At 72.0% G+C, this 15,531-nt stretch carries 10 protein-coding genes; 4 read left to right on the top strand and 6 right to left on the bottom strand.

Going from position 1 to position 15,531, the window contains the following annotated elements; genetic code table 11:
* Position 1: 1 nt before the first annotated feature.
* The 3 genes from AB0C33_RS30495 to AB0C33_RS30485 are packed head-to-tail and all read right to left on the bottom strand — an operon-like array spanning position 2 to position 4,558.
* Complete coding sequence (locus tag AB0C33_RS30495; protein WP_358293920.1) at positions 2–865, bottom strand: AraC family transcriptional regulator; 864 nt, start codon at positions 863–865, stop codon at positions 2–4.
* Complete coding sequence (locus AB0C33_RS30490; RefSeq protein ID WP_358293919.1) at positions 862–2,724, bottom strand: protein kinase; 1,863 nt, start codon at positions 2,722–2,724, stop codon at positions 862–864. The genes AB0C33_RS30495 and AB0C33_RS30490 overlap by 4 nt, the downstream gene beginning before the upstream one ends.
* 10 nt (positions 2,725–2,734) lie before the next feature.
* The gene (locus tag AB0C33_RS30485; protein ID WP_358293917.1) at positions 2,735–4,558 is read right to left on the bottom strand and encodes a serine/threonine-protein kinase; all 1,824 of its coding nucleotides are present in this window, start codon (positions 4,556–4,558) and stop codon (positions 2,735–2,737) included.
* Positions 4,559–4,844: 286 nt separating this feature from the next.
* On the opposite strand from AB0C33_RS30485, the gene AB0C33_RS30480 reads away from it, so the two are divergent.
* Entirely contained in the window at positions 4,845–5,753 is a 909-nt protein-coding gene (locus AB0C33_RS30480) for a chorismate mutase (protein ID WP_358293916.1), read from the top strand.
* 35 nt (positions 5,754–5,788) lie between these two features.
* Here AB0C33_RS30480 and AB0C33_RS30475 read toward each other — a convergent pair whose 3' ends face one another.
* Positions 5,789–6,925 carry an SGNH/GDSL hydrolase family protein gene (locus AB0C33_RS30475; protein ID WP_358293914.1) on the bottom strand — a complete coding sequence of 379 codons (1,137 nt, stop codon included), beginning with the start codon at positions 6,923–6,925 and terminating at the stop codon, positions 5,789–5,791.
* 141 nt (positions 6,926–7,066) lie between these two features.
* Positions 7,067–8,431 (bottom strand): amino acid permease, encoded by a 1,365-nt coding sequence (locus AB0C33_RS30470; protein ID WP_358293913.1) that lies wholly within the window; start codon positions 8,429–8,431, stop codon positions 7,067–7,069.
* A gap of 169 nt (positions 8,432–8,600) precedes the next feature.
* Here AB0C33_RS30470 and dnaE point away from each other — a divergent pair, with 169 nt between their 5' ends.
* Positions 8,601–12,128, top strand: a complete 3,528-nt coding sequence (gene dnaE, locus AB0C33_RS30465; protein ID WP_358293911.1) for a DNA polymerase III subunit alpha — start codon at positions 8,601–8,603, stop codon at positions 12,126–12,128.
* A gap of 135 nt (positions 12,129–12,263) precedes the next feature.
* Entirely contained in the window at positions 12,264–13,634 is a 1,371-nt protein-coding gene (locus AB0C33_RS30460; RefSeq protein WP_358293909.1) for an amidase, read from the top strand.
* Here the strand turns inward: AB0C33_RS30460 and AB0C33_RS30455 are convergent.
* Positions 13,631–14,143 carry a hypothetical protein gene (locus AB0C33_RS30455; protein ID WP_358293907.1) on the bottom strand — a complete coding sequence of 171 codons (513 nt, stop codon included), beginning with the start codon at positions 14,141–14,143 and terminating at the stop codon, positions 13,631–13,633. The two genes, AB0C33_RS30460 and AB0C33_RS30455, sit on opposite strands and share 4 nt — an antisense overlap.
* A 63-nt stretch (positions 14,144–14,206) precedes the next feature.
* On the opposite strand from AB0C33_RS30455, the gene murA reads away from it, so the two are divergent.
* Entirely contained in the window at positions 14,207–15,517 is a 1,311-nt protein-coding gene (gene murA / locus AB0C33_RS30450) for a UDP-N-acetylglucosamine 1-carboxyvinyltransferase (protein WP_358293905.1), read from the top strand.
* Positions 15,518–15,531: the final 14 nt, after the last annotated feature.

Below are 15,531 nucleotides of genomic sequence, written 5' to 3'. Positions count from 1 at the left end.
CTTATGAACTGGGCAAATATTCGGTCTTGTACGTTCCTGCGGCTCTTTGGTAGGCGGCGGGCGGAACGCCCACGACGCGCTTGAAGTGCCGGTTCAGGTGGGCCTGGTCGGTGAAGCCGACGTCCGCCGCGACCTGCGCCGGGCGTACCCCCTCAAGGAGCAGCCGGCGGGCCTGCCGCACGCGCAGCGAGGTGAGGTAGGCGTGCGGCGGCAGGCCCGTCACGGCCTTGAACGCGCGCAGCAGCGGGAACGGCCGCACCCCCACCGCCGCCGCCAGCGCCTCCAGCGTCGGCGGGTCGAGCAGGCTCTCGTGCAGCAGGGCCATCGCCTCGTGCACCGCCTGCCGGCCCGCGCCCGGCGGGCTGGCGTCCGGCCGGGGCGCGGCGTGCCTGCTCAGCAGCTTGGCGAACAGCGTGCGCGACAGCGTGGATGCGGCCAGCGCGTCGCCGCGCTCGGCCGCCTGGTGCGCCCGCCCGAGCAGGGTCGCCACCTCCGGGTCGCGCACCACCTGGTGGGGGAAGTACGGGGTGGCCAGGGGCGCGTCGAGCTCGGCCGCGATCCCGGCCAGCGCCTCCACCGACGGATACAGCATCCGGTACGCCCACCCGCCCGGCGTGCCCGCCTGACCGGTGTGCACCGAGTCCGGGTTGACCAGCACCAGCTCGCCCGCGCCCGCCCGGTGCAGGGTGCCGCGGTAGTCGAACTCCTCCACGCCCGCCACGATCAGCCCGATGGCGTACCCGTCGTGGACGTGCCGGGAGAAGCGGTGGGTGACGTAGCGGGCCTTGAGCAGGTCGGTCCCGGGAACCGCCGGATGCCGCCAGAAGCGGGCCCGTTCCCGCGCGCCGTCGTGCTCCGGCGTCATTCCGGGCGGAAGGTCTTGACGAAGGTGTCGAACCAGTGCCGGTCGGCGGCCCAGCGGGAGTCGAGGGTCTCCCAGTACAGGGCGTACGGGCGGCCGGCCGCGGTGTGGAAGCCGCGGTTGATCACGTGGATGAGCTGCCCCTTGCGCATCTGGGTGAACTCCCAGTCGGAGGCGCGCAGGCCGAGGTATTCGGTGGGGGTGATGCCGATCCGGGTGTAGTGGTCGAACTCGCCCTTGGCCTTGATCTCCTTCTCCAGGCCGAGCCAGTGCTGTTGCGGGTCCTTCCACGGGATGTCGGGGACGGTCCACTCCACGATCATCGCGCCGGGGGTGCCGGGGCCGGACAGGCGGATGCTGTCCCTGGTCGGGTTCTTGGCGGCCGTCCAGGTCTTGGGGACGGCCATGGAGAAGTGGCCGGCGGCGCTGGTGAGGGGGCGCCAGCCGGCGGGCACCGCCGGGGTCGTGGGGGTCGGCTCGCCGGTGGGGTCGCCGGTGGGTTTCTCGGTCGGCTGGGGGCTCGGCTCGGGCGTCGGGGACTTCGACGGCGGCGTCGAGGGGTCAGGGGTGGGGTCGCCGGTGGCGGGCGGCTGGGCACCGGCCGTGGGGGTGGGCGTGGCGGACCCTGACAGCTGGTCGTAGAGCAGCACGCCGCCGCCGCCCAGGAGCGCCAGGACGGCCACCGTGGCGGGCACCGCGATCCACATCGTCCGGCCGCGCCGCCGCGGGTCTCCCGGGACCGTCCGGTGCGGCGGCCGCGCGTCGCCGGTGACGGGCGGCGATCCCTGCGGCGCGGGGTAAGGGCCGCTGGGGGTGGCATGGGGGCCGCTCGGGCTGTGGTGCGGGCTGCTGGGCGTGGGGTGGGGGCCGCTCGGGCTGTGGTGCGGGCTGCTGGGCGTGGGGTGGGGGCCGCTCGGGGTGGGGTGTGGGCCGCTGGGCGTGGCGTGCGGGGCCGGGTTCTGGGGGTAGGGGCCTTGGGGGGACGGACCTGGGGCGGCGGGCCCCGGGGCCGGGAAGGGGGCCGACCACATGGGGGTCTGGTCGGCCAGCAGCGGCTGCCCGGTGGCCACCTGGTGGAGCAGGCGCGCGGCCTCGCCGGCCGGCATCCTGGCCGCCGGGTCGCGTCGCAGCAGCCCCATGATGACCGGCTGCAACGCCCCCGCCCGCACGGGCGGCTCGGGCTCGTCGCGCAGCACGGCCGCCACGGTGGCCGCCCACGAGTCGCGTTTGAACGGCGGCCGCCCCTCCACCGCCGCGTACAGGGTGGCACCGAGCGACCACAGGTCGGACTCCGGACGGGCGGCCTCGCCATTGAGCCGCTCCGGCGGCATGTACGCCGGGGTGCCCACCAGCCCGCCGGTCGCCGTCAGCCCCGACTCGGCCTCCAGCGCGGCGATGCCGAAGTCGGTCAGCACGACCCTGCCGTCGTCGGCCAGCAGCACGTTCTCGGGCTTCACGTCACGATGGAGCACCCCGGTGGCGTGGGCGGCCCGCAGTGCGTCGAGCACCCGGCCGCCGACCATCGCCACCAGCGCCGCCGGCAGCGGCCCGCGCTCGCCGATCACCTCGGCCAGCGAACGGGACCGGACGAGCTGCATGACGATCCACGGCCGGCCGTCCTCCTCGACGACGTCGTGGATGACGATCACCGACGGGTGGTCGAGGCGGCCGGCCGCCCTGGCCTCCCTGATGGTCCTGCGGTTGAGGTCGGCCCGCTTGGCGTCGCCCACGCCCGTGTAGCGGACCTCCTTGATCGCCACCGTACGGTCGAGCAGCTCGTCGTAGGCACGCCAGACCACCCCCATGCCGCCCTCCCCGAGGGGCTCGATGAGGCGATACCGGTTGCTGACCTGCCTTTCCACGCAGGGAAGCCTACTTGGCGGGTTTGAAGGTCGCGCTGAAGCCCTCGAAGAAGTGGTAGTCCTTCTTCCAGTGGCTGTTGAGGGTGTGCCAGTAGATGGCGTACGCCTTCCCGTTCTCGGTGATGAAGCCGCGGTCGCGCACCCGGGTCTTGCCCGTGTTGGTGTTCCAGGTGAAGTCCCAGTCGGCGGCGGCCTTCATGTAGTCGACCTTCTTGATGCCGATCTTCTTGTAGCCGCCGAAGTTGTGCTTGAGCGACGGCTCCTGCTTCTTCCAGTCCTTGTACGGGTCCTTGCCGGGCTTGGCCGCCTCCTCGATCATCAGGTAGGCGTTGGAGGCCGCGCCGGGGCCCTTGAACTTGACCTGCCGGCCGCCGCGGTCCCAGACGTCCCAGCCCTTGGGCAGCCCGATGGAGAAGCCGAGCTCCTTGTCCTTGTACATCTTCCAGCCGCTGGGCAGCGGGTCGGCGTCCTCGGTCTTGTCCGGCGTGGCCGAGGGCGAGGAGGACGGCGAGGACGAGGGCGTGCTCGTGGCCGGCGGCTTCGACTCGGTGCCCGACGTGGACGCGGTGGGCGCGGAGGACGAGGTGTGGGCCTTGGCCGACTGCCTGGCCTGCGGCGGCCTGGACGAGTGGTCCTCAGGGGCCGACCTCAGGCCGAGATAGCCGCCGACCCCGGCGACCAGCACGACCGCCGCGGCGGCCAGCGCGATCGGCCCGAACTTGCGGCCCTGCTGGCGGCTGCTCACCGTGGGCTCGCCGGTGGGCGCGTCGGGGAGCGCGGAGTCCCTGGTCGAGGGCGGGATTCGCGCGCCGGTCCCGACGGGCGGCGGCGTGCCGGCGGCCCTGCTCCTCGGCGTGGGCGCGGGCCTGGGCGCGGGCCTGGGCGTGGTCCGGGGCGGGGGGACGGGCAGGTCGGGGTCGGTCGGGGTGTCGTCCTCGTCCTCGACGGGGTCCGGGGCGGGGACGGCGGCGCGCAGCTTCCGGCTGGGGAAGCGCCTGGTCTCCGCCGGGCTCGACGCGGTGGCGGCCTCGCGCAGCATCCGCGCGGCCTCCTCGTACGTCAGGCGCTGCACCGGCTCCTTGACCAGCAGCCCGCTGATCACCCCGGCCAGCGGCCCGGCGTGCGGCGCGGGGTCGGGCTCGTCGGTCAGGACGGCGTGCATCGTGGCCAGCGCCATGCCGCGCTCGTGCGGCGAGCGGCCCTCGACGGCCGTGTAGAGCGTCGCGCCCAGCGACCACAGGTCGGACTCACGGCGCGCGGGCAGCCCCTTGAGCCGCTCGGGCGCGATGAACGCGGGGGTGCCCGCCAGGCCCGTCACGGTGAGCTGCGTCTCGGTCTCCAGCGTGGCGATGCCGAAGTCGGTCAGCACGACCCTGCCGTCGTCGGCCAGCAGCACGTTCTCGGGCTTGACGTCGCGGTGGAGCACCCCGGCCTCGTGCGCCCGGTGCAGCGCGTCGAGCACGGCGACGCCGATCTCGGCCACCCGCTCGGGCGGCAGCGGCCCCTCCTGCTTGATCACCGCCCCCAGGGAGCGCGACTGGACCAGCTGCATGACGATCCAGGGCCGGCCGTCCTCCTCGATCACGTCGTGGACGACGATGACGTTGGGGTGCTCGAACCTGGCCGCGGCCCGCGCCTCGCGCATCGTGCGCCGGTTGAGCAGCTGCACCTCGTCGCCCAGGGCAGCGGCGTAGCGGACTTCCTTGATGGCGACGGTGCGGTCGAGGAGCTCGTCGTGGGCGCGCCAGACGATGCCCATGCCGCCCTTGCCGATGGGCTCCAGCAGCTCGTACCGGCCGGCGATGCGGCGTCCGTCCTGCTTGCGATCCGACATCAACGGCCTCAAACCCTCCCTCTCGGCCAAGAAATACTCCCATAGCGAGGGATCATCGGCGACTCGCCGGAAGGTCAGTCCGCCATATGAGAAGGAACGTCCAGCAGGTGGAGGCGGGTGTAAGGTTTCAGACATGACTTGTCGCTACACCTTTACCGAGCCGGCTCCGGGAGGGCCGGTCGTCAGCTAGCGACCACCTGGAGTCGGCACAAGGCAGAGACGCCCCGTCTCTGCCTTTTTGGTTTTCCTGCCGGCTTCGCTGGGCCGGCCCGAGTGGGGAGTCGAGATGACATCGACCTTGGAGCGGCACATGGTGACGATCGGCGGGCTGCGCGTGGGTCACGGCCCGGCCGTGGTGATCGGCGGGCGGGTGAGCCTGCGCCCGCATCGGGGGCAGGTCGACGCGCGTGAGGCGCTGGGGGAGCGGGCCACGCTGGTGGAGCCGTACTCGGCGGCCGACCTGCCGGCGATCGCGGCGCTGGCCGACGCCGTGGTGGTGGGGGCCACGTGGACGCGCGACATCCCGCTGGTGCGGGCCGCGGCCGGGCTCGGGCTGCCGGTGGTGGTCGAGCGGCGGCCGTCGGCGTCGGTGGCGGAATGGGTGGGCCTGGCCGGCTACTGCGCGGCCGAGGGGAACGACCAGGTGGTCCTGTGCGAGGGGGGCCGGCTCGACCTCGGGGTGCTGCGGGCGGCGCGGGCCGCGTCGGGGCGTCCGGTGCTGGCCGACGTCTCGCGCGACCCGGGGCTGGCGGCGGCGGCCGTGGCGGCGGGCGCCGACGGCCTCGTGGTCGCCGGTCCCGGCGGCTCGGGCGGCCCCGGTGGCTCCGGTGGCTCGGGCGCGTCCGGACCGACGGACGAGGCTGCGGACGTGCGGGCGGCCGAGGAGGCCGTGACGCTGGTCGGCGCGTTGTTGCGGCCCGAGTCGCCGGCGACGCTGGCCGAGTGCCGGGAGGCGATCGACCGGGTCGACGCGGCGCTGGCCACCCTCCTGGAGCGGCGCGCCGCCCTGGCGGGCGTCGTTCAGCGGCTCAAGCCGGTGGGCGGGTTCGCGGGGCGCGATCTGGCGCGGGAGCGGGCGCTGGTGGCGCGGATGGCGACGCGGGCGCCCCAGCTGGGGGAGGAGCGGCTGGCGGCGGTGATGAACGCCGTCATCGAGGCGGGCCTCCACCTGGCCGAGGAACGCGCCCGCCGCTGAGCCCATCCCTGAGCCGGGGGCGGGAGGCTCGCGGCTCAGGGGGTGGTGAGGCGGTAGTTGTGCAACGGGCGGCCGGGGCCGGTGGCGATCTGCTGGTTGATCAGCTCGGCGAAGCGGCGGTAGCCGTCGCCGGTGGGGTGGAAGCTGCGGGCGTTGACGGTCAGCGGGTCCATGTCCACGGCCAAGCTGTTGAGGTACGGCTGCGGCGTGCCGGCCTCGTGGCCCGTGAACGCCTCGTAGGCGTCGACGTACTCGACGCTGCCGGGGGCGCCGAGGCCGGCCAGGCCGCGGTCGTGCTCGGCCGTGACGGCGCCCATCGTGTCGTTGAGCTTGCGCGTGACGGTGTTGAGCCACCGCTGGTCGGCCACGCTCAGGTTGTCGACCGTGCGGACGGGCGAGGCGGGGAACGGCCTGGGATAGCCGAGGACGATGATCCGGGCTCCCGGCGCGCGGGCGCGCAGCTCGCCGAGCACCCTGGTCAGGCTGGGCCGCAGCTCGGCGATGCGCCGGGCGACCGTGGCGTCCTGGTCGACGCAGGCCGACGACCAGGGGAGCTTGACGATGCACCCGGTCAGGACGTCGGTGAACCCGGCGTCGTTGCCGCCGATGCTCAGGGTCACCAGGCTGGCCGACGGGCCGACCCGGGTGATCTGGGGCTGCTGGCCGTACTGGCCGGACAGGAGCTGGCGGGTGGTGGCGCCGCTGCAGGCGTAGAAGGCGCTGCCGCCGGTGAACGGGTGAGCCTTCGCCACCAGCGGGACGTAGGAGCCGCGGGCGCGGTGGCAGCGGTCGGCGCCGTCGTTGACCGGGCCGGCGTCCTGCTCGTAGACGCCTTCGCCGGAGGAGTAGGAGTCGCCGAGCGCGACGTACGTGCCACTGAGCGCGGCCTGGACGGGCGTCAGCCGGGTCAGCCGCGGCAGGTCGCCGCGCGGCTCCTGAAGCGGCCCGCAGCCGGGGGAGAGCACGGCGCAGGCGAGCTTCGGGTAGACCCCCAACGGCACGCCGATCAGCGCGAGCGCGGCACCCACCGCCGCTGCCGCCGCCGCGACCCGCCACACCTGCCGCCCCCGCCCCCGCCGCTCCGCCCCGACCTCGACCGGCGTCAACGGCTCGACGGCGGGCACGCCGGACGGCCCGGTGGCGGGCTCGGCGGCGGACACGGTGGCGGGCACGGTGGCGGGCTCGGGCCCGGTGGTGTCCGGTGGCTCGGTGGCGGGGACGGCGGTCGCCGCCCGGCCGAGCGCGGGATCGAGTGTGTCGTCCAGCTTGTCCAGTGCGGCCTCCCCCGAGCGGCGACTCCTGCCCGGACGAGACTAACCCGCCTCCTGCGCGGCCTCCCGCGTCCGGCGGCGGCGGCGTACCACCAGCCAGCCGAGCGCGATGCCCGCGACCAGGGCCGGGATGAGGAAGAAGGCCACCCGCTGATCGCGGTCGGCGAACGGCATCAGCAGGATCACCAGCGCCAGGAACCCGAGCGTCAGCCAGTTGGTGTACGGCGAGCCCGGCATGGGGAACGCCGACCGGTGCCCGGTGGCGCGCAGCCGGGTCTGGCAGTAGACGAGCACCCCCCACGTGGTGATCACCCCCAGCGAGGCGACCGCCGTGGCGATGTTGAAGGCGCGCTCGGGCAGGTAGTAAAACAGCGCCACGCCGCCGAGGAACATGGCCGCGGTGAACACGATCCCGCCGATCGGCACGTGCCGGGAGCTGAGCGCGGCGGCGAAGGCGGGGGCCTCCCGCTTGGTGGCCATCGACCGCAGGATGCGCCCGGTGGCGTACAGGCCCGAGTTGCAGGACGAGAGCGCGGCCGTGATCACCACGAGGTTCATGGCGTCGGCCGCCCAGGGCACCCCGAGCCCGGCGAAGAACGTGACGAACGGCGAGGTGCCGGCGCTGTAGGCCGTCCACGGCAGGACCATCGCCAGCAGGAGCACCGAACCCACGTAGAAGATCGCGATGCGCCAGATCACGCCGTTGATCGCCCGCGGCATGACCTCGTGCGGCCGGGCGGTCTCGCCGGCGGTGATGCCGACCAGCTCGATCGAGGCGTAGGCGAACACCACCGACTGCAGGCTCATCAGGACCAGGGGGAAGCCGGTGGGGAAGAAGCCGCCGTGCGCGACCAGGTTGCGCGGCCCGGCGTCGCCGACGGCGAAGACCACCAGCACCAGCGCGACCACCAGGAAGATCACGATGGCCAGCACCTTCAGCATCGCGAACCAGAACTCCAGCTCGCCGAACAGGCGGACCGACAGCAGGTTGACCGCCAGCACGAACCCCAGCGCGAGCAGCGCGGTCAGCCACTGGGGGAAGCCGCCGGCCCAGTAGTGGACGTACGCGGCGATGGCGGTCAGTTCGGCGATGCCGGTGAAGGCCCAGTTGACCCAGTACATCCAGCCGCTGGCGAAGGCCGCCCACGGGCCGATGAACTCGCCCGCGTACTCGACGAAGGAGCCCGAGGCCGGGCGGTAGAGCACCAGCTCGCCGAGCGCGCGCATGACGAAGAAGGCGGCCAGCCCGGCGGTGGCGTAGGAGAGCACGAGCGCGGGCCCGGTGGCGGCCAGGCGGCCGCCCGCGCCGAGGAAGAGGCCGACCCCGATCGCGCCGCCGATCGCGATCATCTGGATCTGGCGGTTGCCCAGCGCGTGGCTGTACCCCTCGTCGGACTGCGTGCGCACCCGGTGTCTCCTTCATTACTTTGCGTGAGGGAGACGATATCGAGGCCGGTGGCCGCGACGCTTCCGGCGCGCCGGTCCCGCGGGGCGCGCGAGGCGGCTCCGGGATGTCGGTCCGGGCCACTAGAGTCGGAGCGCACCATCGCATCCAGACCCGGGGAGGCGCCGCTCCATGTCGTCCAGCGACTCGTTCGTCCATCTGCATGTGCACACCGAATACTCCATGCTCGACGGGGCCGCCCGGCTCAAGCAGATGTTCAAACAGGTCGGCGACCTGGGCATGCCCGCCATCGCGATCACCGACCACGGCAACATGCACGGCGCGTACGACTTCTACAGGCAGGCCACGGGCGCCGGCATCAAGCCGATCATCGGCATCGAGGCCTACGTCGCGCCGGAGCTGCGGCACAACAAGAAGCCCGTGCTGTGGGGCGAGCCGCACCAGAAGAAGGACGACGTCTCGGCGGGTGGCTACTACACCCACATGACGATCTGGGCGCGCAACAAGACCGGCCTGCACAACCTGATGAAGCTCAGCTCGCGCGCCTACACCGAGGGCTTCGTGCGCAAGTGGGCCCGCATGGACGCCGAGATCCTGGCCGAGCACGCCGACGGCCTGATGGCCACCACCGGCTGCCCGTCGGGCGAGGTGCAGACGAGGCTGCGGCTCGGCCAGTACGACGAGGCGCTCAAGGCCGCCGCGAAATATCAGGAAATCTTCGGCAAGGACAACTTCTTCCTGGAGATCATGGACCACGGCCTCGACATCGAGCGCCGGGTCCGCGACGGCCTGACCCGCATCAGCAAAGAGCTCGCCATCCCGCCGCTGGTGACCAACGACTCCCACTACACCTACGAGTCCGACGCCGCCTCCCACGACGCCCTCCTGTGCATCCAGACCGGCAAGCAGCTGTCCGACCCCGACCGCTTCCGCTTCGACGGCTCCGGCTACTACATCAAGACCGCCGACGAGATGCGCGCCGTCGACTCCTCCGACCTGTGGGCCGAGGGCTGCCGCAACACGCTCCTGGTGGCCGAGAAGGTCGATCCGACCGGGTTCTTCGAGTTCAAGAACCTCATGCCCACCTACCCCATCCCCGACGGCCTGACGGAGAGCGAGTTCTTCCGCAAGACCGTCTGGGAGGGCATGGACCGCCGCTGGCCCGAGGGCTACGACGACGAGCACAAGCGGCAGGCCGAGTACGAGATCGGCATCATCGAGCAGATGGGCTTCCCGAGCTACTTCCTCGTGGTCGCCGACTTCATCATGTGGGCCAAGCAGAACGGCATCCCGGTCGGCCCGGGCCGTGGCTCGGCGGCCGGCTCGCTGGTGGCGTACGCGATGGGCATCACCGACCTCGACCCGCTCCCGCACGGCCTGATCTTCGAGCGCTTCCTCAACCCCGACCGCGTCTCCATGCCCGACGTCGACATCGACTTCGACGAGCGCAGGCGCGGCGACGTGATCCGCTACGTGACCGAGAAGTGGGGCGCCGACAAGGTCGCCATGATCGCCACGTTCGGCACCATCAAGGCGAAGGCCGCCATCAAGGACGCCGGTCGCGTCCTGGGCTATCCCTACGCGCTGGGCGACAAGGTGTCCAAGGCGTTCCCGCCGGCCGTGATGGGCAAGGACATCCCGCTGTCGGGCATCTTCGACAAGGACCACCCGCGCTACAACGAGGCCGGCGAGCTGCGCCGGCTCTACGAGGAAGACGTCGACGTCAAGGCGACGATGGACCTCGGCAAGGGCCTGGAGGGCCTGATCAGGCAGACGGGCGTGCACGCCGCCGGCGTGATCATGTCCCGCGAGGTGATCACCGACCACATCCCGATCATGCGCCGCGACTCCGACGGCGCGATCATCACGCAGTTCGACTACCCGACCTGCGAGACGCTCGGCCTGCTGAAGATGGACTTCCTGGGCCTGCGCAACCTCACGATCATCGACGACTGCCTGAAGATGATCGAGTCCACCACCGGCGAGCAGATCGACCTGCTGAAGCTGCCGCTCGACGACCGGAAGACGTACGAGCTGCTGGGCCGGGGCGACACACTGGGCGTGTTCCAGCTCGACGGCGGCGGCATGCGCTCGCTGCTGCGGCTGATGAAGCCCGACAACTTCGAGGACATCTCGGCCGTCGGCGCCCTCTACCGTCCCGGCCCGATGGGCGCCAACTCCCACACCAACTACGCCCTGCGCAAGAACGGCCAGCAGGAGATCACCCCGATCCATCCCGAGTTCAAGGAGTCGCTGGCCGAGATCCTCGACACGACCTACGGCCTGATCGTCTATCAGGAGCAGGTCATGGCCATCGCGCAGAAGGTCGCCGGGTTCTCGCTCGGCAAAGCCGACCTGCTGCGCCGGGCGATGGGCAAGAAGAAGAAGGCCGAGCTGGACAAGCAGTTCGAGTCCTTCGAGAGCGGCATGAAGGACAACGGCTACTCGGCCGACGCCGTCAAGACGCTCTGGGACATCCTGCTGCCCTTCTCCGACTACGCCTTCAACAAGGCCCACTCGGCGGCCTACGGCCTGGTCTCCTACTGGACGGCCTACCTCAAGGCCAACCACCCGGCCGCGTACATGGCGGCGCTGCTGTCGAGCGTCAAGGACGACAAGGACAAGTCGGCCCTCTACCTCAACGAGTGCCGCCGTATGGGCATCAAGGTGTTCCCGCCCGACGTCAACGACTCCGACTTCGACTTCACCCCGCGCGGCACCGACATCCGCTTCGGCCTTTCGGCGGTGCGCAACGTCGGCGGCAACGTCGTCGACGGCATCATCTCGGCGCGCAAGTCCAAGGGCCGCTTCGCCGACTTCAAGGACTTCCTGCGCAAGGTGCCCGCGATCGTGTGCAACAAGCGCGTGATCGAGTCGCTGGTCAAGGCCGGGGCCTTCGACTCGCTCGGCCACGTGCGCAAGGGCCTGGTCATGGTGCACGAGCAGGCCGTCGACGCGATCATCGACATCAAGAAGAACGAGGCCATCGGCCAGGACTCCCTGTTCGGCGCGATCGACGGCGGCGAGGACCAGACCTTCGACGTGCAGATCCCGCCCGGGGAGTGGGACAAGAACACGCTGCTGCAGTTCGAGCGGGAGATGCTCGGCCTCTACGTCTCCGACCACCCGCTGTTCGGCGTGGAGCACATCCTGGCCGCGGGGGCCGACTGCTCGATCGCCGCCGTCCAGGACGAGAGCCGGGCCGACGGGCAGGTCGTGACGCTGGGCGGCATCCTGAGCGGGGTGCAGCGCAAGGTCACCAAGAAGGGTGACACGTGGGTGCTCACCCAGCTCGAGGACCTCGAAGGCGCGATCGAGGTGATGATCTTCCCGTCGGCGTACCAGCTGTGCTCGACGATCCTGGCCGAGGACGCGATCGTCTTCGTCAAGGGGCGCATCGACAAGCGGGAGGACGTCGCGAAGGTCATCGCCATGGAGGTGACCGCGCCCGACCTCACCCAGGAGGCGGGCGGGCCGCTGCTGGTGAGCCTGCCGCTGACCCGGTGCACGCCGCCGGTGGTCGGGCGGCTGAAGGAGATCCTCACCACGCATCCGGGCACCTCGGAGGTGCATCTCCAGGTGCACAACGGGCCGAAGACGACCGTCATGCGGGTCGACGACCGCCTGCGGGTGTCGCCGTCACCGGCGCTGATGGGCGACCTCAAGCAACTCCTCGGCCCCGCCTGCCTGGGCGCCTGACCCTCCGGAGCCTCCTCGGCGCCTGACCGCGCCGGGGCTTGCCGGACCGGCTTGTGGGCGGGTGCCAAGGCGGGCGGGGGAGGTGGGCAAAGGTCGCCGTCGTGTCCCGGCGCGCGGGTGGGGCAGGATCGCAGGGTGAGCGAACTGCACTACCTGACCGCGACCGAGATGGCCCGCCTGATCAGGGCCGGGCAGGTGAGCGCCGTGGAGCTGCTCCAGGCCCACCTCGACCGCATCGAGCAGGTCAACCCCCAGGTCAACGCCATCGTGACGCTGGTGGCCGAGCGGGCGCTGGAGGCGGCCAGGGCGGCCGACGCGGCCGAGCCCGAGGGGCCGCTGCACGGCGTCCCGGTGGCCCACAAGGACCTGGTGGACACCGCGGGCATCCGCACCACGTACGGTTCGCCGCTGTTCGCGCGGAACGTCCCCGACAAGGACGACCTGATCGTGCGCCGCCTGCGCGCCGCCGGGGCGATCACGATCGGCAAGACCAACACGCCCGAGTTCGGCACCGGCTCGCACACCGTCAACGAGGTGTTCGGCGCCACCAGGAACCCCTACGACCTGGCCAGGTCGGCCGGCGGCAGCAGCGGCGGGGCCGCGGCGGCCCTGGCCACCGGCATGGTCCCGCTGGCCGACGGCTCCGACATGGGCGGCTCGCTGCGCAACCCCGCCTCGTTCTGCAACGTTGTGGGCCTGCGCCCGACGCCGGGCCGCGTCCCCGCCCCCTCCGACACGGCCGCCTGGTACACGCTGGCGGTGCCGGGGCCGATGGCGCGGACGGTCGACGACCTCACGCTGATGCTCAGGGCCGTCGCCGGGTTCGACGCCCGGTCGCCGTTCGCGATCAAGGAGGAGTTCGCGCCCGAGCCCGAGCAGGGGGTGCGCGGGCTGCGGGTGGCGTGGAGCCCCGACCTGGGCGGGCTGCCGGTCGACCCGCGCACGGCCGCGGTGACCGCGATGGCGCCGGCCGTGTTCGAGGAGCTGGGGGCGCACGTCGAGCAGGTCGCGCTCGACCTGTCCGACGCCGAGGACGCCTTCCGGATCTACCGCGCCTGGTACTACGCCCTGTCCTTCGGCGACCTGACCGGCCTCGGCCCCAACACGAGCTGGAACGTCGAGCGGGGACGCAGGGTCACCGGTGCCGACCTGGCCCGCGCCGAACGGCTGCGCAGCGGCCTCTACCAGCGCATGGCCGGCTTCTTCGACGACTACGACGTGCTGCTCGCGCCGGTCAGCCAGGTGCCGCCGTTCCCGGTGGAGCAGCCGCACGTGAGCGAGATCAACGGCGAGCCGCTGCCCGACTACCTGGCCTGGATGCGTTCGGCGTACTGGATCAGCGTGCTGCACGCGCCGGCGGCCTCGGTGCCGGCCGGGTTCACGCCGGAGGGGCTGCCGGTCGGGGTGCAGATCGTCGGGCGGCCGTTCGCCGACGCCAGGGTGTTGCGCGTGGCCCGCGCGTTCGAGCGGGCCACCGGCCACGGCCTGCGCCGCCCGCCGGTCTAGGGCTCGATGCCGTACGGGTGCCGCAACGGCGACTCGCGGTAGCCGTGCATGCCCTCCAGCAGCCCGAACAGGCCGACCGCGAGCAGCGGCCAGGCCACCAGCACCCCCTCGGCGGTCAGCTTCAGCGCCCCGGGGACGATCCGCGCCCCGGGCGCGGCCGCGGCCTCCACCACCACCGCGCCGATCGTGAACGTGGACCCGGCCCACAAGGTGAGGAAGCTGCCCGCCACCCCGCCCGCGCACAGCCCGAGCAGGACCGCCAGCATCCAGCGCCGCCCGGCGAACCACGCCAGACCGCCGCAGAGCAGCCCCAGCGCGCCCGTGATCACCGCGAACCAGCCGTCGGCCGCGATCAGCGCCTGCGTGGTGAGGTCGGCCAGCACCAGGCCGTGCTCGGTCACCTGGTAGGGAGCCCGCGGCGAGATCGCGGACCAGCTGAGCCCGGCGGCGACCCCGAGAGTGGCGAGTATGAGGACAGTTACCGCAAAAGCGCGTACTTCCCTCGTCACGCCATTCCCCCTCACAACTGCCTCCGAACCAGCTCGATGGTATCTCCCGGTTAGGCTCGCTTCGTGATTGCAGAAGAGGTCTGGCTGATCGAGCCCTCCGGCCCCCTCCGCGGGGACGTCGTCGTACGGGGCTCCAAGAACGGTGTGTCCAAGCACATGGTCGCCGCCATGCTGGGCAACGGCGAGAGCAGCATCCACAACGCCCCCGACGTGGGCGAGGTGGGCATCACCGCGGCGATGCTGGAGGCGCTCGGCATCCACGTCGAGATCGCCGGTTCCGAGATCCGCATCGAGCGCGGGGCGGAGATCAGGCCACGGGTGCCCGACGCGTTCACCGGGCTCAACCGCATCCCCATCCTCATGCTCGGGCCGTTGCTGCACCTGGCGGGGGAGGCGTTCGTGCCGCTGGTCGGCGGCGACCCGATCGGGCGGCGGCCGGTGAACTTCCACGTGGAGGCGTTGCGCTCGATGGGGGCCGAGGTGGAGGTGGGCGACACCGGCATCTCGGCCAAGGCCAAGCGGCTCAACGGGGCCCGGCTCGAACTGCCGTACCCCAGCGTGGGGGCGACGGAGACGATCCTCATGTCGGCGGTACTGGCCGAGGGCAAGACCGTGCTGAAGAACGCCGCCATGGAGCCCGAGGTGGTGGAGCTGGCGCTGTTCCTGCAGCGCATGGGCGCCCGGATCGAGCTGTCGCCCGACCGCCGGATCGTCATCGAGGGCGTCGACCACCTGCGCGGCGCCTCCACCTGGCTGACCGGCGACCGCATCGAGGCGTTCTCCTACCTGGCGGCCGGGCTGATCACCGGGGGAGAGGTGCGCGTGCACGGCTGCCCCCAGGACCGCCTGGTCACCGCGATCACCACGCTGGCCAGGATGGGCGCCCGGTTCGACATCAACGACGAGTACCTGTGCGCCACCGCCCCGCCCGAGGGGCTGCGCTCGGCGGCCGTGCAGACCGACACCCACCCCGGCTTCATGACCGACTGGCAGACGCCGCTCATGGTGCTGTTCACGCAGAGCCAGGGCATGTCGGTGCTGCACGAGACGGTCTTCGAGAACCGCCTGGTCTACGTGCCCGCGCTGCAGCGGATGGGCTGCGAGATCGAGGTGTTCGACCAGTGCCTGGGCGGCCCGGCCTGCCGTTACCACGACACCAACGCCCGGCACTCGGCCGTGGTGCGCGGCGTCTCCAAGCTCAGGGGCGCCGACGTGACGCTGCCCGACATCAGGGCCGGGTTCTCGGCCGTGCTGGCCGCGGCGGTGGCCGACGGGACGTCCACGCTGCGCGGCGTGCACCACATCGAGCGGGGCTACCACCGGCCGTACGAGCAGTTCGCCTCGCTTGGTCTGAACATCCGAAGAGAACGGTAAAGACCGGGGAAGTG

The organism is Nonomuraea sp. NPDC048881 (assembly GCF_040649795.1).
GTDB lineage: Bacteria > Actinomycetota > Actinomycetes > Streptosporangiales > Streptosporangiaceae > Nonomuraea.
The sequence above is the reverse complement of the archived record's forward strand: the minus strand, read 5'-3'. Positions and strand labels throughout refer to the sequence as shown.